The organism is uncultured Amphritea sp. (assembly GCF_937127095.1).
GTDB lineage: Bacteria > Pseudomonadota > Gammaproteobacteria > Pseudomonadales > Balneatricaceae > Amphritea.
Map to the genome: position 1 here is coordinate 18,695 of NZ_CAKZLP010000059.1, position 19,972 is coordinate 38,666.

At 51.0% G+C, this 19,972-nt stretch carries 20 protein-coding genes; 6 read left to right on the plus strand and 14 right to left on the minus strand.

Annotated features, from left to right (window positions below; genetic code table 11):
- Positions 1–50: 50 nt before the first annotated feature.
- Positions 51–893: an S-formylglutathione hydrolase gene (gene fghA, locus Q0499_RS14430; protein ID WP_299200449.1), complete on the plus strand. Its 843-nt coding sequence runs from the start codon at positions 51–53 to the stop codon at positions 891–893.
- A gap of 74 nt (positions 894–967) precedes the next feature.
- Here the strand turns inward: fghA and Q0499_RS14435 are convergent, their stop codons facing one another.
- The 9 genes from Q0499_RS14435 to Q0499_RS14475 form a co-directional block, all read right to left on the minus strand.
- Positions 968–1,771 carry a TSUP family transporter gene (locus tag Q0499_RS14435; RefSeq protein WP_299200451.1) on the minus strand — a complete coding sequence of 268 codons (804 nt, stop codon included), beginning with the start codon at positions 1,769–1,771 and terminating at the stop codon, positions 968–970.
- Positions 1,772–1,869: 98 nt separating this feature from the next.
- Positions 1,870–3,984 carry a methyl-accepting chemotaxis protein gene (locus Q0499_RS14440; protein WP_299200452.1) on the minus strand — a complete coding sequence of 705 codons (2,115 nt, stop codon included), beginning with the start codon at positions 3,982–3,984 and terminating at the stop codon, positions 1,870–1,872.
- Between the two features lie 98 nt (positions 3,985–4,082).
- Positions 4,083–5,096, minus strand: coding sequence for a gluconate operon transcriptional repressor GntR (gene gntR / locus Q0499_RS14445; protein ID WP_299200453.1), 1,014 nt, complete (start codon positions 5,094–5,096; stop codon positions 4,083–4,085).
- Positions 5,097–5,191: 95 nt separating this feature from the next.
- Entirely contained in the window at positions 5,192–5,695 is a 504-nt protein-coding gene (locus Q0499_RS14450; protein WP_299200454.1) for a gluconokinase, read from the minus strand.
- A gap of 12 nt (positions 5,696–5,707) precedes the next feature.
- The gene (locus tag Q0499_RS14455; RefSeq protein WP_299200455.1) at positions 5,708–7,030 is read right to left on the minus strand and encodes a TRAP transporter large permease subunit; all 1,323 of its coding nucleotides are present in this window, start codon (positions 7,028–7,030) and stop codon (positions 5,708–5,710) included.
- Positions 7,023–7,604: a TRAP transporter small permease subunit gene (locus tag Q0499_RS14460; RefSeq protein WP_299200457.1), complete on the minus strand. Its 582-nt coding sequence runs from the start codon at positions 7,602–7,604 to the stop codon at positions 7,023–7,025. Before Q0499_RS14460 ends, Q0499_RS14455 begins: the two co-directional genes overlap by 8 nt.
- Before the next feature lie 72 nt (positions 7,605–7,676).
- The gene (locus Q0499_RS14465; RefSeq protein ID WP_299200458.1) at positions 7,677–8,690 is read right to left on the minus strand and encodes a TRAP transporter substrate-binding protein; all 1,014 of its coding nucleotides are present in this window, start codon (positions 8,688–8,690) and stop codon (positions 7,677–7,679) included.
- A 183-nt stretch (positions 8,691–8,873) separates the two neighbouring features.
- A complete protein-coding gene (locus Q0499_RS14470; protein ID WP_299200459.1) occupies positions 8,874–10,208 on the minus strand; it encodes a tetratricopeptide repeat protein in 1,335 nt (444 codons plus the stop codon).
- Positions 10,209–10,608: 400 nt separating this feature from the next.
- Complete coding sequence (locus Q0499_RS14475; RefSeq protein ID WP_299200460.1) at positions 10,609–11,532, minus strand: LysR family transcriptional regulator; 924 nt, start codon at positions 11,530–11,532, stop codon at positions 10,609–10,611.
- A 363-nt stretch (positions 11,533–11,895) separates the two neighbouring features.
- Here Q0499_RS14475 and Q0499_RS14480 point away from each other — a divergent pair, with 363 nt between their 5' ends.
- Positions 11,896–12,915, plus strand: coding sequence for a TRAP transporter substrate-binding protein (locus Q0499_RS14480; RefSeq protein ID WP_299200461.1), 1,020 nt, complete (start codon positions 11,896–11,898; stop codon positions 12,913–12,915).
- 167 nt (positions 12,916–13,082) lie between these two features.
- Here Q0499_RS14480 and Q0499_RS14485 read toward each other — a convergent pair whose 3' ends face one another.
- On the minus strand, positions 13,083–13,415 hold the full coding sequence (locus tag Q0499_RS14485) for a PBPRA1643 family SWIM/SEC-C metal-binding motif protein (RefSeq protein ID WP_299200462.1): 333 nt from the start codon (positions 13,413–13,415) through the stop codon (positions 13,083–13,085).
- Positions 13,416–13,752: 337 nt separating this feature from the next.
- On the opposite strand from Q0499_RS14485, the gene Q0499_RS14490 reads away from it, so the two are divergent.
- From Q0499_RS14490 to Q0499_RS14500, 3 genes are all read left to right on the plus strand, one after another.
- The gene (locus Q0499_RS14490) at positions 13,753–14,103 is read left to right on the plus strand and encodes a winged helix-turn-helix domain-containing protein (RefSeq protein ID WP_299200464.1); all 351 of its coding nucleotides are present in this window, start codon (positions 13,753–13,755) and stop codon (positions 14,101–14,103) included.
- Positions 14,104–14,258: 155 nt separating this feature from the next.
- Positions 14,259–14,648, plus strand: a complete 390-nt coding sequence (locus tag Q0499_RS14495; RefSeq protein ID WP_299200465.1) for a hypothetical protein — start codon at positions 14,259–14,261, stop codon at positions 14,646–14,648.
- Between the two features lie 92 nt (positions 14,649–14,740).
- Positions 14,741–16,462, plus strand: coding sequence for a protein adenylyltransferase SelO family protein (locus tag Q0499_RS14500; protein ID WP_299200466.1), 1,722 nt, complete (start codon positions 14,741–14,743; stop codon positions 16,460–16,462).
- A gap of 134 nt (positions 16,463–16,596) precedes the next feature.
- Here the strand turns inward: Q0499_RS14500 and Q0499_RS14505 are convergent, their stop codons facing one another.
- Entirely contained in the window at positions 16,597–16,881 is a 285-nt protein-coding gene (locus Q0499_RS14505; RefSeq protein WP_299200467.1) for a type II toxin-antitoxin system RelE/ParE family toxin, read from the minus strand.
- Positions 16,874–17,095, minus strand: a complete 222-nt coding sequence (locus Q0499_RS14510) for a hypothetical protein (RefSeq protein WP_299200468.1) — start codon at positions 17,093–17,095, stop codon at positions 16,874–16,876. Before Q0499_RS14510 ends, Q0499_RS14505 begins: the two co-directional genes overlap by 8 nt.
- A gap of 274 nt (positions 17,096–17,369) precedes the next feature.
- Between Q0499_RS14510 and Q0499_RS14515 the strand changes: the two genes are divergently transcribed.
- Complete coding sequence (locus tag Q0499_RS14515) at positions 17,370–17,705, plus strand: RES domain-containing protein (RefSeq protein WP_299200469.1); 336 nt, start codon at positions 17,370–17,372, stop codon at positions 17,703–17,705.
- A 314-nt stretch (positions 17,706–18,019) separates the two neighbouring features.
- On the opposite strand, the gene Q0499_RS14520 is transcribed toward Q0499_RS14515, so the two are convergent.
- Together Q0499_RS14520 and Q0499_RS14525 are read right to left on the minus strand one after the other, a co-directional pair.
- Positions 18,020–18,754: a hypothetical protein gene (locus Q0499_RS14520; protein ID WP_299200471.1), complete on the minus strand. Its 735-nt coding sequence runs from the start codon at positions 18,752–18,754 to the stop codon at positions 18,020–18,022.
- The gene (locus tag Q0499_RS14525) at positions 18,754–19,218 is read right to left on the minus strand and encodes a type II toxin-antitoxin system antitoxin SocA domain-containing protein (protein WP_299200473.1); all 465 of its coding nucleotides are present in this window, start codon (positions 19,216–19,218) and stop codon (positions 18,754–18,756) included. The genes Q0499_RS14520 and Q0499_RS14525 overlap by 1 nt, the downstream gene beginning before the upstream one ends.
- Positions 19,219–19,972: the final 754 nt, after the last annotated feature.

A 19,972-nucleotide genomic window follows, 5' to 3' on the forward strand; every position in this document is an offset into this window, starting at 1 on the left:
TCAGCGATCGGCTGTCGTCGTACAGGCGACAGCCCTTGAGGAAAGCATCTATGAGTCTTGAACTTGTAAGCCAGACAAAGAGCTTTGGTGGTTGGCATAAACAGTATAACCACCCCTCCTCGGTGCTGGGTGTGAGCATGCGCTTTGCTATCTATCTGCCGCCGCAGGCCCAGAGTGGTGAGAAGGTGCCGGTACTGTACTGGCTTTCCGGGCTGACCTGCAGCGATGAAAATTTCATGCAGAAAGCCGGAGCACAGCGCATTGCCGCTGAACTGGGTATCGCCATTGTGGCGCCGGATACCAGTCCCCGTGGCGATGGTGTCGCCAACGATGAAGGTTATGATCTGGGGCAAGGTGCAGGTTTCTACGTCAATGCGACAGAAGCCCCCTGGAGCGAGCATTACCGGATGTATGATTACGTCGTCGAGGAGCTGCCAAAACTGATTGAAGCGACCTTCCCGGTGTCGCAAAAGCGTGCAATCGCCGGTCACTCAATGGGTGGTCACGGTGCGCTGATGATCAGTCTGCGTAATCCTGGGCGTTATTGCTCGGTTTCCGCCTTCAGCCCGATTAGTAATCCGGTCAGTTGTCCGTGGGGACGCAAAGCGTTCACCGCCTATCTGGGCACCGATGAGAGCAGCTGGCAGCAGTATGATACCACGGTGTTGTTGCGCAATAATCCGGTACCGCTGCCTACCCGGGTGGATCAGGGATTGGCCGACGATTTTCTGGCAGAACAGTTGCAGCCGGAAAAACTGGCTGCAGCCGCCGCTGAATCGGATTACCCGCTGCAGCTTGAACAGCATGAGGGCTATGATCATAGCTACTACTTCATCGCTAGTTTTATTGAAGAACAGCTCAGGTTCCACCATCGTTATCTGCTGGTTGATTGATAACGGCCAGATTTATGTTTTGAGGTATGTTTTGGGGCTCTGTATGAGCCCCTTTTTTATATCTTATGGACGAACTAACTGAAAAAACTCAATAGCAGGGCAATCAGCGAGTCGCTGCCGCTCTGATACTGATCGAACAGCAGTTTGGCAGACATAATCAGTGTCACCACAACCACCAATGGCCGGATCAGACGGGTGCCCTGATTCACCACCATACGTGCGCCTATCTGGCCACCAATCAGTTGCCCGGCCGCCATAATAAATCCCGCCAGCCAGAGTATATTGCCTCCCAGCGCGAAGAAAATCAGTGCAGCAAGATTAGAGGTAAAGTTCAGAATCTTGGTGTGAGCGGTGGCCCGTGACATGCTGAAACCGAGTAGTGAGATAAAGCCAAGCGCAAAGAAGGTGCCGGTGCCCGGCCCGAAAAAGCCGTCATAAAAACCGATGGCTGTGGTAAACAGAAAGGCGAACAGAGCGTGACTGATTTTCCGCTCCCGGTCCAGGTCACCGATCCGCTTGGAAAACATAAAGTACAGTGCGATGATCACCAGCAGGAGCGGCATCACCGAGGCCAGTAGCGAGGTATCCAGCTGCTGCACAATCACCGTACCCGACACTGCCCCGAGAAAAGTACAGAGGATCATCAGCTTCATCTGAGTCAGGTCGACCAGCTTTTTACGGACAAAGTAGACTGAGGCGGCGAATGTGCCAAAACTCCCCTGAAGCTTATTGGTCGCCAGCGCCTCCACCGGGCTCATACCGGATGCCAGTAATACCGGCAGGGTAATCATTCCGCCACCGCCGGCGATCGCATCGATAATCCCCGCGCCAAGTCCGGTCAGTACGAACAGCAGCGCAAGTGTCAGGTCCAGCTCCATCAATATCTCCCTGTTTGAAACATCGCACTTTAACAGCCGCGCCCTGTCTGTAATAGCTAAATTCAGAGGGGAGATTGATAAACCGGTTGTCGTTCCGCTTAAACCTTAAACCGGCTGATCAGGTCGTTTTGAGCTCTGCCCATCGAGGTCATCTCATCGCTGAGTCGGGCTGAATCTTTAGCCAGTTCGGTGACCTCATCGGCAACCGTGCGGATAGTCTGCAGGGTCTGACTGATATCGCCGGCCACCATGCTTTGCTCTTCGGCCGCAGTGGCAATCTGGGTCGAACGGTGGGTAATCTCTTCCACGGCGCTGCCGATGGTATCAAACATGTTGCTGGCATCGAGCACCTGCACGGCGGAGTCTTTGGCTAACGATGAGCTTTCCTGAATGCTGCTGACCACCGAGCTGGTGGCCTTTTGCAGGTTGTTAATAACGGTTTCAATCTCGCTGACCGAGGTTGCTGTACGTGCGGCCAGTGCCCGGACTTCATCGGCAACCACGGCAAACCCACGGCCCTGGTCTCCGGCTCTGGCGGCTTCAATTGCGGCGTTAAGTGCCAGCAGGTTGGTCTGTTCTGCTACCGAACGGATCACCAGTAGTACCTCTGCAATATTTTCACTGTCGGTGGCCAGCCCCTCAACCTGAGCCATCGACACCTGCATCTGTTGCGCCAGTGCTTCAATGTTGTGGGTGGTTGTTTTGATCGCTTGTCGTCCGGAAAGTGAGGCCTGCTCTGCCCGGTGAGAGGCATCGGCTGCGTGGGCTGCATTTTTTGCCACATCCACTGATGACTGAGACATCTCCTCAGACGCGGTCGCAACCATAACGATCTGTTGCTGCTGTTGCTCGACGTCGTGGTTGGTTTTGAACGCAAGTTTAGTCGCTTGTTCCGATTTGGCGAGTGCTTCCTTAATGGAGTAGGCCATGCTTTGTATCATCTCAGCGAGCTGGGCAACAAATAGATTAAAGTGGCCGGACAAGACACCGACCTCATCCTGTGACTGCACGGTGATGCGTTGAGTCAGATCACCTTCGCCGCTGGAAATTTGTTCTAAGGCGTCGGTTACCTGTCGCAGCGGTCTGGTAATACGGATGGCTAGCCAGATGACGATCAGTGAGCCAAACAACACGATCAGCAATCCGGCAATAACAACGCCGGTGGTCTGCTGGTTTTGCCCCTGTTTTAGCACAGAGATTACGCTATCGACCTGTTGTAATACATGGCTGGCCGGGACGTCAATATAGAGTTTCCAGGTGGCCAGTTTATTCAGATTGAGGTGACGGATCAGGGTGTAACGTTCATCGTTCTGTTGTGTTACCGGCTGGCTGAGCTGAACATCCCGTGGTAGCAGGTCGGTCACCTTTTCACCGGCAGTCCCTTTGTTCTGACTGTCGGCTACCAGGGTATCGGATGCTGAGATCAGCATCACCCGGCCCTGACCGTCCGCCAGTTTACGGCCAAAGGCTTGCGCCGATGCCTGCATCTGAGACAGCGGCAGATCGATACCGATCACCCCGACCAGGCGGTCTGAAAAGTAGATCGGCACGGCGATTGATGTCATCAGCGTTTTTTCGCCATCCACTTCATCGGTATAGGGGTCGATAATGCAGGGGCCTTTGCGTTCAATCGGACAGCTGTACCAGCTATTGTAGGGTTGTCCACTGCTGCTGGGGGTCGTGTCGCTGATCATCTGTTCGGTGAGGATTTCCTGAACCGCTTCTCCTTTAGCATTATGGGCCCAGTACACCGCGAAACGTCCGGCATCATTGGAGGCGAGGTCTGTTTCACCTTTATGTTCGTTATCGGCACCATCTAATGCTTTGGGCAGGAAAACCGCGTAAACGCCGAGTACATCCGGGTTATTCTGCAGCGTGCCGGCGATATACTGGTTGATAATATGACGAACATCATCCGAGGGAATATAGAGTGAGCGAAACTGTGTCCTCAGAAAGGCTATATCACGGGCATAGCCAGCAGCGGCTAGCGCGTTGGAGGTAAACGTATTCTCAATACGTAACTCCTCTGCAGTGGCAAAGGTTTCCATCTTATCCTGAGCCGCACTGCTCAGGGCCGGTTCGATGGTGTTACGCAGCTGTTCCGTCGTGGAGTTGATCAGCAGGGTCGAGATAATCAGCTGGATGATCACGGTTAACCCCAATAAAAGGGCCACTGGAAGGGATATTTTACGTACTAACGAGGTCCAGCTCATAGATCACCTGTTGTGTAATAAGCAGATCATCGTCTTATCTAACGGCTGGATGTTCAATACCCATCATGGGGTATGGATAGGATCGATTAAAAGATCGATCAGCTTTCTGGCCGCAGGCTTTCTCCTGCCTCCAGGCGAAAAGGAAGGTCTATCACGCGCTCCGTGACCGGCTTTCCCTGCAATCGGCTCAGCAGGTTTTCCGCTGCCAGTCGTCCCATCTCCTCGCGGGGGGTAACCACTGTTGCCAGTCGGGGAACCATCGCCCCGGAGATATCGTGGCCGTGAAAACCGGCGATGCCAATCTGCTCGGGTACCGGTATGCCCTGGCGCTGGCACTCATAGAAGGCACCGATGGCAAGGTCATCATTGGTGCAGAAGATACCATCCAGCGAAGGGCGTTGCTGCAGTGCCTGACGCAGCAGTAGTGCTCCGCGGGTAAACGATGATGCTTCTTCCGTCTGCAGACTGAAAGGCTCCAGGTTGTGTTTGCGCATCGCCTGTTCATAACCCTGTATTTTAAGGCGGGTACGGGCGTCCATGCGGGCGGCGAAATACACGATGTTATGGTGGCCCCGACTGATCATCAGTTCAGTCATCGCAAATGATGCTGCGCTGTTATCGAAGCCGATCGCCTGCTCAATCGCGGGAGAGACCGAATCCATCATCTCGATAACCGGCACCCCGGCGGTTTTGATCATCCGGCGGACCCGTTCAGTATGGGCACTTTCCGACAGAATCAGACCGTCGACGTTATACCCCAGCAGTGTGGCAATCCGTGCTTCCTCGGCACTCTGGCTATAACCATAGTGGGCCAGCATGGTCTGATATCCGGCGGGTTCCGTGACGGATTCAAAACCGCGGATCACCTCAGAGAACACCTGATTGGTCAGCGAGGGCACCAGAACGCCGATGGCATGGCTCTTGGCACTGGAGAGCATGTCGGGCACCTTGTTAGGGATATAACCGAGTTCATCCAGTGCGCTCTGGATCTTTTCATGCAGCGCGATCGAGACCTGTTCAGGCTTTTTCAGGTAACGACTGACGGTCATTTTGGTAATACCAACGCGATCCGCGACATCCTGTAGAGTGGGTCTTTTTTTCTTCGCTGTCATGGTTAGCCCGAAATTTCTGTTACGCGTAACATATTACCTTCATCGGCTGATCAGGCAAAGCGGGTTTTGTTTGCCTGATCAGCGATGAGGATGTTTTAGTTGTCAGCGGCGCTGCGGATCTCCAGTGCGTTCAGAATTTCATCGATCACCTGTTCGACCGGCTGATCGATACCGATCTCAAGCGCTTCGCCAGGCAGCGGCTCAACTAATTGCTGAAACTGGTTTTCGAGCATCTCCCGGCCATTGAAATAGTGGCCTTTACGGCTGCTATGACGTGACCAGATCGTTTCGATATCGCCCTTCAGGTAGATCAGCTGCGCATCATTGTTATGGCACAACTGTTCACGGTACTGCGGTTTCAGGCTTGAGCAGGCCAGCACCAGATTATCTTCGTTGATGATCAACTGGTTCAGGGTCTGCAACCAGCCATGACGATCCTCATCATTCAGCGGTATTCCCTGACGCATCTTCTCGACGTTTTCCGGCGGATGAAAATCGTCGCCATCAAAGAATGGCACCTGCAGGTGTTCTGCCAGTAGTGAGCCAACCCGTGACTTACCACTACCGGAGACGCCCATTACAATGTACTTATTGTTCATAGCATCTGCCTCTTACTTCCACCACAGCGCCAGCTGAGGAAAGGCGATAACCAGTCCCAGTGCCAGCACCTGAAGTGCGATAAAGGGCACCAGCGCAGAGAAGATCTCACCCAGACTAATATCTTTAGGGGCAACCGATTTCAGGTAGAAGGCGGCAGGTCCGAAAGGTGGCGACAGGAAAGAGACCTGCATATTCAGACAGAACACCACGCCAAACCAGATCGGGTCCAGTCCCAGGTTGGTGATGATCGGTACGAAGATCGGCATGGTCAGCAGGGCAACCCCGACCCAGTCCAGGAACATCCCCAGCACCAGCAGGATCGCCATCATGATCAGTACCGTGGTCATTACATGGCCGTCGCTAAGTGACAGAATCACGGATTCAACAAAGTCGATACCACCCATCAGGTTGTAGACACCGACCAGCGCACTGGCACCGATGCCGATCCAGATGATCATGCCACAGGTTTGCATGGTGGCTTTGGCGCTGTCTTTGATCATCTCAAAATTCAGCTCACCGCGAATCAATGCGCTGAGCATAATGCCCACCACGCCCAGCGCCGAGGCTTCGGTCACCGATGCGATGCCGGTGTAGATGCTGCCCAGTACGATGGCAACAGTCAGGCCCGGGAAGAACAATGCTTTGAGGTAGTTGATATCCCGTTCATCATCGGCGGCCATCTCCTCTGCTGAGGGCAGCGGTGCCAGTGACGGATTCAGATAACAGCGGATCAGTACATAGGCGACATAAAAACCGGCGAGGATCGCCGCGGGCAGAAAGGCCGCTTTAAACAGTTCACCAATCGAGACGCTGGCGGTCATGCCGTAGATGATCAGCACGATACTGGGGGGCATCATGGTGCCCAGTGCTCCGCCAGCACAGGTGGTGCCGATGGCCAGCTTGCGGTCATAGCCCAGACGTAGCATCTGCGGCAGTGCGAGAATACCCAGCAGTACCGTCTCGCCACCAATCACCCCGGACATTGAGGCGAGAATAACGGCGACAACCAGGGTCTGTACCGCCACTCCGCCGCGCAGTTTACGGCCCACTTTTTTCATCGCATCAAACAGATCTACAGCGATGCCGGAACGGTCCAGCAGCGCTGCCATCAGTACGAACATCGGCACCGCCAAAAAGACGTAACCATTCACAAAACTGTACATGCGGCTGGTGATCAGTGGCATCGCATCGACACCAAACCAACCGATGGTGAACACCAGTGCTACCAGCCCGGTGACGAACGCCAGTTGCATACCGGTGAGAAGAAGACATATCAGCAGCCCTAACATCAGCAGACTGCCGTAGGCGATACCGATTACAGAGAGATCAAACATCGGATACCTCTCCACGATTTATCCGTCCCAGCTGACGGAAATCGTCAATCAGGTGGAGCAGAAACTGAATAAACATCACGCATACGACTAACAGAACCAGCGCTTTTGATAATGCCGGGAACACCGGGTTCCAGGCTGAACCTGAACTCTCCAGGTGCAGCTCTCCCAGCGGCGTTAGCCAGGCATTGGTGGTCATCATCCAGGCACCATAGGCCAGCATTCCGGCGAACAGCAGTCCTCCCAGCGCATGAAAGATATTCAGAAAACAGCGGGTGCGGGGTGAGACCACATCATAGATCAGCACCACCCGGACATGCTTGTTGTTGGCCAGCGCGTAGGCGCCGCCGATAATAAACAGCGAACCGCCAATAAAGGCTGCAGATTCATGCACCCAGATGGTGGGGGCGTTGAACAGATAGCGCATCAGAATTTCGAAAAACGAGATCGCGACAGTGAACACGAACAGCAGGCTCAGCAGGTTGCCCACCCGGAGAATAGCGCGGTCCAGCCAGGTGCGGCCAGGTGCGTCTGCTTCTCGAACCGCTTCTTTGTGAATGCGTTCTTGAGCTTTCATAAGAGTAATCCAGGGAATTAAGTGGGGCCGAACGCCCCACAGTCAGTTAACGGACAGCGCGGGGAGAGCCGCTTAGAGCAGGCCGTTTTCTTCAAGATAAGCGGTGATCGATTGATACACTTTCATCGCGTTATCCGACTCCTTAGCAAACTCTTCCCACTGGGAACGGGCGATCGCACGGAATTTTTTACGCTCTTCAGCAGACCAATTGTGGATGGTGATATCAGGATTGTTTTGGGCTTCTTTCACCGCCAGTTGATCGGCGATACGCAGCTGAGTGGTGATGTCCTGAGCAAAATCACGTACAGATACCGTCAGGATCTCCTGCAGGTCTGCGGGCAGTTTGTCCCATTTCTTCTGGCTGACGGAGACGTCAATCAAGGGCAGTGAATGGAAACCCGGCTGTACCGGATGGGGTGCGATATCGTTCAGACCGGCTTTCTGGTTAGTCGAGAACACCGTGTAGTCAGCGGCATCAATAACCCCCTTGCTCAGCGCAGTAAAGACCTCGGAACCCGGCAGGTTAACCGGTGCCGCACCGGCCGCGGCAAATACTTTCTGCACCAGCCCTTCCGGTGCACGCAGCTTCAAGCCCTTAAGGTCGGCAACGCCATCGACCGGCACTTTAGAGACGAAAGATTCAACACCGGTGGTCGATCCCCCGACAAATTTCACGCCGTAGGGCGCATAGAGATCAGTCATCACCTGATAACCACCACCATAGTTGATGTATTGCAGTAGCTGAGAGGTGTCAGACCAGGCGCCAACCGTATTGCCGATCAGGCCGAACGCAGGGTCTTTGCCGGAAAAGTAAGCGGTGGCCGTGATGTGACCATCGAGAATACCCATCTTGATCGCATCGAGGGTTTCGGTGTGTTTGATAACGCTACCTACTGGCAGCAGTTTGATCTCAAGGCGTCCGCCGGACATCTTGCCGACCCGCTCCGCCCACTGTTGCTGAATCTGGAAGTTCTTGTCACCTGATGGATCTGACGATTGCATTTTAAAGGTAAAGTCAGCGGCGAAGGCAGAGACAGAGATCAGACCGGACAGCGCTGCGGTCAGAAGCTTGGAAGAGAGTTTCATCTGTAAGTTCCTGTGCTTTTTTATTCTTGGGTAAGTGTAGGTGAACAAGTGACAGATTCACAAAATGGCACGTTGTTACCGGTAACATTTGTGACTTTACCGGTAACATTTGCATAAATCAACTGAAAATAACTCTGCTTTATATTTCAGGCCCAGGGATGAGCGTCAGTGCCGGGCGGCTATTTATGACGCCAGAGAGAGAACCTGATCCAGCTTTTTAGCGTTGTAGGGGCTGTTTGGACGCGCCATCAAACGTTCGTTGACCAGTGCTCTCGCCAGCGGTTTTCTGCCGGCGCGTATGGCGGCTTCTAATAACGTTCGGTCGAAGATATCCCGCTGCGCATGGCTGCCACCGAACTGTGCGGTTGTGTTTTTTATCGGCAGCAGTTTAGCGATGGTGGTGTGGTAGTCACCCTGAGTAAATGAGTAGATCGCCTCGCATACCGGTAACCCTGTCTGCAGTGACATGCTGTGGTTGGTGGTCGTCTTATCCCCAAACAGTGCATAGTCTTTAAGATCTGATAGCAGTGTTCTGGCGGCGTCATGATCGTTATCTGCGGCAAAGGCGATCATTGCATGGGCATCGTTAAATGCGTAGAACTGCTGGTCGCTTTTTTGCTTCCAGGAGTCGGTAAGCGTCTTCGCCCGGTTTCCCAACTCTTCATCTTCAAGATAGAGTCGCCATAGCACAGATGACGCGTCAACTAGTGCCATGGGGATCGGTTCTATGTTTTCCCAGTGGACAAAATTATCGTAAACCTCGACCGCTTTACCTAAGTCACCGGTTTCCAGCAGGAAAAGTCCCTGATGGATGGCATTATGCGAAACCATCACATTATCGTTCTGCCAGTGTTTCTCATATGCCTGCATAAAGCTGGCACCCTGCACGTATTTATTTTGCATCTCCAGTGCATGGGCGACCGCGTGTATGCCCCAGATATCCTGAGGATTAATCTGAACCGCTTCCATCGCGACATGTTCTGCCCGTTCATAATGTCCGGCTTCTTCCAAGCCAAAACTGAGCATCCCTAACAGAAATCCATACAGGGGATGCTGTTTATCCCAGTCTGGCAGCACCCGGCAGACCCTGCCGCGCAGGTTGAGCGCATCCCCAAGAAAGAAGTCCAGCTGGTGGCCGCTGAGCAGTGCCATAATATCCATCGGGTATTCGATCAGAATCTCATCCAGTTGCCTGGATGCTCCAACCAGGTCGCCCTTAGCCCAGGTTTGTAACGCGCTAACGTGCATTCGCTCTCGCGGGGTCAGGCCGGATGCATCGATTGTGGCTATGGCCTTCAGACTCTCTAAGCACCATTGAAGGTCGTCACGGTCGGTGGTCCACAAATTGATATGACCGTTAAACACCTGTCCCATGACGAAGTCTGGTTCGGCTTCCAGCATCTCAATCGTGGTCGGCACCGGATTCTTAAAACGGCACAGATCAGCAATGGCAGTATTGTAGAGACTCAGCGTTGAGTTGCTGTGGACGGTGACTTCTAAGTTGGTCAGATCTTTCATGAGACGGCTCCTTCGTTCTTTACTTGAGTAACAGCTGATCAGAAATCACCTGGACATCTGTATGGGTAGTACGCACCAGACTGGTGCTGGTCGCTGCAATGGAGTCTCGGTAAGCACTACGGTATTGCGGGCAGTGCCCGGCACCCCGTTCAGGTATGCTAAAACCTCAATACCCGGGGTATGTTGCTTCGATTAATGCAATTTTTGATCCAGCCGCTATCGGTTGACCGGAGCTTACAACGGATCTGATGTTTTTTGGCTAACGGTGTCTGGTTTGGTTGCGGTCAGCAGATGAAACCGCAGGGGAGGTAGGTTCAAGGCGGACTGTGTTGATAACCGTGTTTAAATTAAGTGGTAAACATAACAGCTCTAGTTCATAGCTCTAGCTGATCGTTCGGGCTCACAACTCAAGGCCAAAGGTTGGACTATCCTCATCAAGTTGCTTAACAAAGTTGCTGATCAGTTCCTGCACTTTAAGCACTTCAGGGCGTTCGTTATGTTCCAGAGATGACCAAAGCGCGATATCACGCCGAGATGAGGTAACGTCATCCACCCTAAGCATCTGTTCCGGAGCGATCTCTTGTGTCATCAATGCTAAGCGGGCGGGCAACCAGACCAGCATATCGGTGGTGTTTAGCAGATGGATCACCGAGCGGATGCTGCCGGTAAAGGCCATCTGTGCAGCATTGGCATCGGTCACTTCAGCCTGACGGCCAAGAAACCCGGCACTGGCCCCGGCGATAAACCACTTTTGCCGGGCGATATCCTCTTTAGTGACAGGCTCTTTTGATCCGATCAGTTTTGATTTTTTACCGGCAAAAATACCAGACCGGTCGCGGAACAGAATCTGACGGTCCAGGGATTTCTGTGACACTGACAAATGTGCCGGTGCCAGCAGAAAATCTAACTCACCATCCTGTAGCAGCGAGATCTGTGCGGCGGCGGAACCGGTGCGGAAATGAAACGCATAGCGTTTTTCCTGCATAAAGTAATCGGTCATGTTACTTACTGTGGCAAACTCCCAGAGCGGATCGATACCGACGACAAATTCGCTTTTATAACCGCTGTGAAACTGGCGGATAACCTCTTCGCCCCTGACCGTTTCTGCCAGAATCCGTTCACCAATCTGCGACAGCCGCGCTCCGATCTCCGTAGGAATAACACCATAACGGGTGCGCTTTAACAGCGGTGCTCCCACCTTCATTTCCAGTTGCTGGATGCTGCGGGTGAGGGTGGGTTGTGTCACATGCAGCTGTTCACAGGCACTGGTGAGAGAACCTTGTTTGACCACGATGGCTAATTGCTTCAACAGGTTAGGGTTCATGTATGCGTATTCTTTGTGTCTGGGGCTAAAAATTGATTATTCCTTATATTGTCCGTGGTTTAAAGTGATCATTCTAATAATAAGAACGGTAGATTGATGATGCAGCTCTATGGTGAAAGTTCTCATCGGGGTAATCCCCGTTTCTCAGGTCCTCAGGATCATTTTGTGCCGCCGGTTAAAAGGTCATCCCCTTTAAAGAGTGAAGTACAGGCTTCAGGGCTATTACTTTAGGACAGATGATTTACCACAGCACTTAATTCAGCCGACACTAATAAACCCCAGACTATACTCATATAAAAAAGAGGGCATTAGCGTTAAATTCTAATAAAACAGAACAAAAATAATCTAAATGGAATCTATGCAATGAAAAAATTAATTCTAGGCAGCGTTCTGGCTTTGACAGCAGGTGCTATGGTTCAAACCGCTCAGGCAGCAGATTTTACTTTGCGTCTGGCACACTTCTTTCCACCGGTTGCCGCGATACACAAAAATGTTGCCCAGGCGTGGGCGGATAAAGTAGTGGCCGACTCCAACGGTCGCATTGCGGTGGAGGTGTACCCCTCTTCAACGTTGGCTAAACCCCCGGCGCTCTATGATGCGGTGACCAACCGTATCGCTGATGTGTCATTGACGGTTCAGGGTTATACAGCCAACCGTTTCCCACTGACTCAGGTGGTTGAACTGCCGGGTATTACCAAAAGTGCAGCCCAGGGTTCCTGTATTATTCAGCATCTGTACGATGAAAAACTGATCAGTGAAGAGTATAGCGATACCAAGCCTTTGTTCCTCTTCACCCATGGCCCCGGCCATATTCATACCACCGAAAAACTGATTAAAGAACCGGCTGATTTTGAAGGGTTGAGAATCCGCCGTCCTACTGCAGTGGTGGCAAAACTGTTGGAAGGGCTGGGGGCTCAGCCGGTCGGAATGCCTGCTCCACAGGCATTTCAATCGGTTCAGCGGGGCGTTATCGATGGCGTCGCGCTGCCATGGGAAGGTCAGTTGACGTTTCGTATGAATGAACTGACCCCTAAACATACTGAGGTGGGTGGTTTGTATACCCTGTCGTTTCTGGTCACCATGAACAAAGATGTATACAACAGTATGCCTGCTGATCTGCAGAAGGTGATTGACGATAACTCAGGTGAAACCTGGTCTCAGATCGCTGCCGGTGTGTTTGACGCCGCTGATGTCAGAGGACGTGAGCAGGCGGTATCGCTGGGTCATGAGATTTATACGGTTGAAGGGGGCAGTGAAAACCCGGCCTGGAAACCTGTTTTAGATAAAGCGTCTGAAGACTATCTGGCCGAGCTGGAAGCGAAAGGGCTACCTGCACGGGCTGTCTATGCACGTGCCAAGGAACTGGCTGCAAGCTGCCAATAACCGCGCTTAAATCTGCCAGTTAATAAACCGGTGTGGCCTGTTAAATCAGACCGCGCCGGTTTTTTTATGACCGCTCGGAACCCTCACAGTCAAAAGGGCTTGGGCTAACGGGGTTGAGCTAAAGGATTGGGCTAAAAAGGGTGGAGCTAAAAGGCGCCGCTAAGGAGTTAGCCGCAGCACTTTTTGTATTTCTTACCACTGCCACAGGAGCAGGGCGCGTTTCTTTCCGGTGTTTTTTCGATCTGCACGGTTTTAGGTGTGGCTAACATCGCTGTCAGCTCAACAATGTTCTCTTCACTTTCCGTATCAACAACAATGGTCGCTACCAGATCATGTTCCGCCACCATCGCTTCCACTTCCAGCTTGCGCGCTTCAGAGGTAACACTCAGCCACAATGGGCTGCTTTCGCTGCCCGGCTTAACTTTCGCCTTGGTGTTGTAACCACTCTTACCGTAGTTACCCATAATATCGGGAGTACCTTTATAGAAACATTTAGACATGGGTGACTCCTGAAGTTGTGTCATCGTGCTGAGGGGGCGGCATTCTAGCAGGAAACGGAGGGAAGCGGTGAATTGATTGATCTCATTCTCAGGTTGGGGCGTATAGTCTATTGCGCTTTGTAGTGTAAATCAGGACATGTTCACTGAGTCAGACTATTTTTCACGGGGAATGGTTCTTCACGTATAAAGCTAACGATTCCTTTAGTCTTTATGATTTGCTCTATATGATTTACTTATAGGTTTATATGAACCTATAAGTAGTTCGTTTGATCTGATGTAAGTGCACAAGGCTTAATAGGTCTTTGGCTTCAAGTCGGTAATCTAAGCGAGTGAGGCGATGCTGGAAGGTATTTTAGGCAATATTAACAAAGAACGGGTGCTCGTTTATGTGATCGCACGTGGCCAAGGCTATCCTCGAGAGATCGCTACATTCTTTGATGCACCCCTTACGCCTATTCAGAAGCAAACAGAGAAGCTGGAAACCGCAGGAGTACTTTACAGCCGGTTTGTCGGTAGATCCCGAGTCTATGCACTAAATCCAAGGTGCGTATATATTAACGAACTGAAGGCATTGATAAACCGGATACTGGAATTCTATCCGGAAGATGTCCAGAATGCTTTGATGAATAACCGTCGTCGTCCCCGCAAACCTGAAAAGCCATTGACGAGAACCGGTGCTAATGGATGATTTGGCTGTAATCCATAAAGGTATTAGCGCCAGAGATCTGGCAGGATTGATTGCTTCACATCTGGCGCTAAAGGGGATTGATGTGACTCTGGTGGGTGGAACCTGCGTATCAATCTACTCAGATAATTTCTATCAATCTGACGATCTGGATTTCGTTGACCATTCCTATTACTCCCAGCAAAAAGCTCAAAGGTGCCATGTTAGAAATTGGATTTACACCGATTGGACGATACTACGAACACCCGGATTCCCCCTTTGTTGTTGAGTTTCCGCCGGGACCCTTGTCAGTGGGTGATGAGCCTGTCCGAAAATGGGCAACGTTGGTTACTCCACTGGGAACCTTCACATTAATAACGCCGGAAGACTGTATAAAAGATCGTCTGGCTGCTTATTTCCATTGGAGTGACAGGCAGGCTCTCGATCAGGCAGTGTGGGTTGCCAACGATCAGGTTGGGAAATATAGCCTTGAAGAGATTGAACAGTGGGCTGAGCGGGAAGGGGAAGTAGAAAAGTTTAAGAAATTTATCACTCGCCTGGACGGCTAAAAAGACCTGCTCCCCCTTATTTACCAGAATGCCATGATGTTGCAAATAGTGGGGAAGCAGCGGTTCTGTCCACGTTAAATGAAGGTGCCTCTATGAAAAATCGATTCTCCCAGGAAAATTCGGCAACCGTTGAGACCCTCGAAGATCTCGCCGCGTTGTCAAACTACTCGCTCATGGACAGGCTCAACGCCGACCCTAAGGCGACAGCAAACGGAGATGATCATCAGCCGCGGCAGGTGTTCTCGGGTCACTATGTCCCGGTAAAACCCACGCCAATCGCCGATCCGGAGTACATCACTCACAGTAAAGCACTCTTTAGTGAACTGGGTTTTGCTGACACTCTGGCACAGTCGGACGACTTTATGCGGATGTTCTCCGGTGATCTCTCTCAGGTGCCTGCGCCTCTGCGCAGGGCTGGCTGGGCCTGTGGTTATGCACTGTCTATCTATGGCACTGAATACTATCAGCAGTGTCCGTTCCAGACCGGTAATGGCTACGGTGATGGTCGTGCAGTGTCCGTACTTGAGGCGGTCATCAACGGCAAGCGCTGGGAGATGCAGCTCAAAGGTGGCGGCCGGACGCCTTACTGTCGTGGTGCGGATGGTCGTGCCGTGCTGCGCTCCAGTATTCGGGAGTTTCTGGCACAGGAACATATGCATGCCCTTGGCGTGTCAACCTCCCGCTCGCTGAGTCTGTATGTGTCTAAAATTGAGCAGGTCCGGCGGCCCTGGTACACAGAGGGTTCGCACTCGTTGGATCCTGACACCATGGTATCGGAGCCCGTCGCCATCTCAACCCGCGTCGCACCGTCGTTCCTGCGGGTCGGCCAACTGGAGCTGTTCGCTCGTCGTGCCCGCAAGCAGGAACACCCGCAAGCGCTGCAGGAGCTGGAGATGATCGTGTTACACCTGATCGAACGGGAGTACGCTGACGTTATTGACACGACACTGAGCCTCGCCGAAAAAGTGGTGCTGCTCGCGAGTGAATTCCGCGATCGCCTGACCTCGCTGGTGGCGAACTGGATCCGTGTCGGTTACTGCCAGGGCAACTTCAACAGTGATAACTGCGCTGCCGGTGGTTTCACCCTTGACTACGGCCCCTTCGGATTCTGCGAGCTGTTCGACCCGCAATATCAACCCTGGACCGGCGGCGGTCAGCACTTCTCATTTCTCAATCAGCCCGCGGCAGCCGAACGTAACTTCCACATGTTCTGGACTGCATTGCGGCCGTTGCTGATGTCTAATGACAATGCTTTGCAGCAGCTCGACGAGATTCGCAGCGGTTTTGATGCCGTGATGCAAACGAAAATGAGACAGATGTGGGCGACCAAACTAGGACTGGACAGATTCGATATGGCGCTGTTCAGAGAGCTTGCCGCATTGATGATGGAAACCTCCGTGGATTACACCATCCTCTTCCGTGAACTCTCGCATCTACCTGACGACATTGGGCCACTCAGGAAAAGCTTCTACAAAGGCGCGGCCTATCAGGCAGACCCGGAAGCGATGGACCAACGCTGGTCAGAGTGGCTGACAACATGGAACGCGCTGATCGACAGCCAGCCTCTCTCCCGTGATGAGATCTCTGTGCAGATGAAAGGCGTCAATCCAAAATACAGCTGGCGCGAATGGTTCGTGGTGCCCGCCTATCAGCTGGCAAGTGTTGGCAACTACGCACTGGTGCGGGAACTGCAGGAGGTGATGACCCAGCCCTACGCTGAGCAATCAAAAGAGGTGGAGGATAAATACTACCGGCTGAAACCGTCTCAATTCAGTGAACTCGGCGGGCTGTCGCACTATAGCTGCTCGTCGTGAATTTTTAGCAGCGGGTGGGTGGTTACTGTTGGACTGCCCCGATACCTTTCTACATCTTAATAAACAGATCTGTTTCCTTGGTTTTTCTTTATCCTGGGCGTACCCAGCGCCCTTTCTTTTGTGACTGTCTGTCGTTAACGCTTAAGATCCCTGTAGAAATTTTCATGACTGCCCAGAGCGATCAGTTGTAGTGTCAGTTCGCCCTCTTCGAAGCTGTAACCCAGAAGTGTGAGCTGACTCACCATTTTGAACTTATATACGCGCAGATAAGCCAGATCACCTTTCTTTTGTTCTCCGGCCTCCGGGGTCATCTGTAGTTGTTTGACGGCGCTGTCTAAGTCTTTTTTCTGGTTTGCTTTGAGCTTTTTGACTGCTTTAGAGAAAGAGCGGGTCTGCAGAATCCTGATTGTCTCAGCCAAACTGGTATTCCTCTACCAGACCTGCATCAGCTTCAGCCTTTGCGATCATAGAGTTGCGCACAAATTCGTAAGTCAGATCCGGGTTCTCTTCCATGATACGACCGATCTTCGCCCAGTGTTCAACCTGCTTGGCAGCAGAACGACTCATGACTTCACCCATGATTTTGGCGTTAGAGACTAGCTCTTGATCAAGACGTAAGTTTGCGGTGGACATGTCACACTCCTGCTAATCAATGTTGTTTATGGCTAAGTGTAGCATATTGCCTCAATTTGTAGCTATGTGCATCGCTAATGCAAGTCAACTCAAGCAAGAGCTGTAGAGTACAGAGCCTGACTTTTTTCTCTTAATAAATAAGGGCGCACCCTTTTCTCATTCTCTGTGTTCTCTGTGATGGAAGGCTCTTCTATCAGCAGGTCGACGGCTGATAAAAGTTAGTCGTTTATGATCATTATGCACATATATTGTCAAAATAGTGCTTTATGCACTCATGTCAGCCTATTACCGCTTTGTTTTCCTGCGGGCAATGGAGGGCGAACCACCCGCTAAGCGACTCAATACAGAGCATACACTGTTTACCATCGGCTACAGTGCTCAACGGGGGATACAGCTTCAGCATCCAGCCTTTGAGGACTATACCAATCAGCTCACCCATCCCCGGGATTACGCCCCGTCGCAGACGCTTGGCGCGCAGATGCGAGAGTGGAAGCGTTTCAGTATCGCTCTGCCCGTTCAATGGAGTCAGGAATATGCGCCGCACTCTATACTGCCGCCTCGTTTACCAACACTCAGCCTGACACCACCGCACAGTGGCTCTGCGAACTAACAGCAACCGCTGTAACCTTCAAAGCCGTAGCCTCCCCTCAAACCTGGCATTACCCGTTGTCACAGTTTGCCGTCGATGGCGAGTTTCCGTTGCCTGCGTGATGGGTGAGGTTTTGGGCCGGGGGGCTCAGAAAGAGAGCGATCTTTTAGACCTCAATAAATAAATCTGTCCCGTTTACCCTTTAGTACAAAAAGGGTCGAGCGAAAATCAATAACTCTGACCGCTTGATCCGATCCAGAGTTGAAATGGTTTTTTGCGTTGGTCCAAAAATTCCTAGTATTAATAAAAGTAAAACCAAAGAGTAGGCTCATTAACTAAGAGTTATTATCTTTAGCTAATTCAATACCTAAAAGCATAATTTCAGTATGGCTATATCCATTGTCAATAACTGAGTCGAGCTCAGCCTTTTGAGTATCATCAAGAAAATGCATCACTACGTTAGTGTAATTACTAGATGAAGGGAAATCTTTTAGTTTGTCTTTATATCCACATTTCTCAACACATAGGTCTTGGTTTTTTAACGCATCAATATCATATAGTAGTGATGAATAGTTACATGAAAGAGGGCTGCAGGGGTCTACCTTATAGGAATGAGACTGGCTTGGCTGAATATTGTGTAAAGGATCAAGTAAAACGATATTAAAAACGTTCTTCTCATCCCAAAAACCGACAACTCGGCCAAGAGATTTAGAGATCTGAAACTGTAATATCGGGTAGTCTTCAGGGTTTTCTCTATAGCAAGTGTCTAACCAGTCTAGATCCTTGCGTTGTATTGGAATATTTTTTTGATTCCAGTTTATAGGATGGTAACGCCAGTTATTTTGTTCTGCTGCATCGGATATAAAATTTTCGATCTCTTTATCAGATAAATCTTTCAACTTGTCTAACAGGGATACGAACCACTTGGGCTGAGACTTATCAAGCCCAAAGAAATCTATCTGCCTCCAAAAACGCAGAGAAAAAGTCCAACGTAACTTTTCAGGTGGTTTTAGTAATACGGGTTCTTTGGATTTTGAGGGTACAAAATCCAGAACGGGTAATTTATCCATTACTGTAGGCGTTGTGCGTAGCACTCACGCATAGTGCTTTCATCAAGCTCAATCTCGCACCGTTCCCAAGAGGCGTAACCTTCTCGAGCTTGAACCCATGGTGCTTCACGGTGCGTCATTTCTTCAAGCTGGGGGCCAGAGTATTGAGCATAAATTGATAGTACTCGGTCGATATGGGCTTTTTCACCCGCATCCAGAGTTTCAGAGTTAAAACCATCAGTGATATCATCGAGAGTGATGTCGGAATATAAAGTTTTACTCGAAGCAAAACGATCATACACTGCACGAGATACTGGACCATGTACCCAGGCTTGGAATTTGCCTTCAAATAGCGCTTCATTTTCGAATGCTAGACGCCAAGCTTGAGCATAGTACATCAGCTTCTGGAGCTTTAAATTACTTAAGCTTTCTTCAGATGTAATTACCTTCTGAATAATGTAATCACAAGCTTCATTAATGTTCATATCCGGTCTCCCCAATCCCTTAGCGTGGCAAATTTTATCATGAATAACAATAGTAGGTATATCGGCTAATGGTGCTGTATTTTTATCGATAGTTAACATATTGGTGAGTTAGCTTCAGTGAGGACGCCGATAACTGTCAGATCAAGTCTGAATTAGTACAGTTTAGCTACTTGATATCATCGAAGTTGTTCTCCGAATAATGCTCGGGGTAGTCTCACTAAAGAAACGGGACCTGTTCGAAGTCAACGCTCTAAATCGTTCCAGTCTGAGTGGCAATAAAGGGGACAGATTTATTTAATAACCAGTGGCCGCCGATTCCAGAGCTTGAACCGGCACGCTTTTAAGGGCGGGCAAAGATCTTATAGAAAGTGAACCCCCTATGTCTTTCCTGCCCAAACCTCAGACACAAAAAAGCCCCGTTTCTTTAGGTTAAAGAGTAACGAGGCTAAAAACGTGGCCGGATTGATTGTTGCAGCCTGTTGGCTGCAACAACCCCTTTGGGGCTGCGCCGCAAGCGGCTTGTCCAAAGAGTTTCCTGGAAACTCTTTGTCGAACCTCCGGTTCTCGTCCGACGATTCAAGAACAAATAAAAAAGGGCCCTACAATGCAGGACCCTTTTTTATTTGTTCGTGGTACCAGTGGCCGGAACTGGTACTAAACACGCTCAGAAGCCTTCTGAGGCGCTTGTTACCATCAAATCAATAGGTTAAGACGTTTCAAGTCTGACACTCAGCTCTGACACCAGGAGCTGAAA

Bases quoted from the DNA above. Each gene is read 5' to 3' on its own strand.
- Q0499_RS14525 (WP_299200473.1), bottom strand. From the start codon at position 19,218: ATGAACATTAATGAAGCTTGTGATTACATTATTCAGAAGGTAATTACA.
- Q0499_RS14440 (WP_299200452.1), bottom strand. From the start codon at position 3,984: ATGAGCTGGACCTCGTTAGTACGTAAAATATCCCTTCCAGTGGCCCTT.
- Q0499_RS14490 (WP_299200464.1), top strand. From the start codon at position 13,753: ATGCTGGAAGGTATTTTAGGCAATATTAACAAAGAACGGGTGCTCGTT.
- fghA (WP_299200449.1), top strand. From the start codon at position 51: ATGAGTCTTGAACTTGTAAGCCAGACAAAGAGCTTTGGTGGTTGGCAT.
- Q0499_RS14435 (WP_299200451.1), bottom strand. From the start codon at position 1,771: ATGGAGCTGGACCTGACACTTGCGCTGCTGTTCGTACTGACCGGACTT.
- Q0499_RS14520 (WP_299200471.1), bottom strand. From the start codon at position 18,754: ATGGATAAATTACCCGTTCTGGATTTTGTACCCTCAAAATCCAAAGAA.
- Q0499_RS14500 (WP_299200466.1), top strand. From the start codon at position 14,741: ATGAAAAATCGATTCTCCCAGGAAAATTCGGCAACCGTTGAGACCCTC.
- Q0499_RS14470 (WP_299200459.1), bottom strand. From the start codon at position 10,208: ATGAAAGATCTGACCAACTTAGAAGTCACCGTCCACAGCAACTCAACG.
- Q0499_RS14485 (WP_299200462.1), bottom strand. From the start codon at position 13,415: ATGTCTAAATGTTTCTATAAAGGTACTCCCGATATTATGGGTAACTAC.
- Q0499_RS14450 (WP_299200454.1), bottom strand. From the start codon at position 5,695: ATGAACAATAAGTACATTGTAATGGGCGTCTCCGGTAGTGGTAAGTCA.
- Q0499_RS14455 (WP_299200455.1), bottom strand. From the start codon at position 7,030: ATGTTTGATCTCTCTGTAATCGGTATCGCCTACGGCAGTCTGCTGATG.
- Q0499_RS14475 (WP_299200460.1), bottom strand. From the start codon at position 11,532: ATGAACCCTAACCTGTTGAAGCAATTAGCCATCGTGGTCAAACAAGGT.
- gntR (WP_299200453.1), bottom strand. From the start codon at position 5,096: ATGACAGCGAAGAAAAAAAGACCCACTCTACAGGATGTCGCGGATCGC.
- Q0499_RS14480 (WP_299200461.1), top strand. From the start codon at position 11,896: ATGAAAAAATTAATTCTAGGCAGCGTTCTGGCTTTGACAGCAGGTGCT.
- Q0499_RS14465 (WP_299200458.1), bottom strand. From the start codon at position 8,690: ATGAAACTCTCTTCCAAGCTTCTGACCGCAGCGCTGTCCGGTCTGATC.
- Q0499_RS14460 (WP_299200457.1), bottom strand. From the start codon at position 7,604: ATGAAAGCTCAAGAACGCATTCACAAAGAAGCGGTTCGAGAAGCAGAC.
- Q0499_RS14510 (WP_299200468.1), bottom strand. From the start codon at position 17,095: ATGTCCACCGCAAACTTACGTCTTGATCAAGAGCTAGTCTCTAACGCC.
- Q0499_RS14515 (WP_299200469.1), top strand. From the start codon at position 17,370: ATGTCAGCCTATTACCGCTTTGTTTTCCTGCGGGCAATGGAGGGCGAA.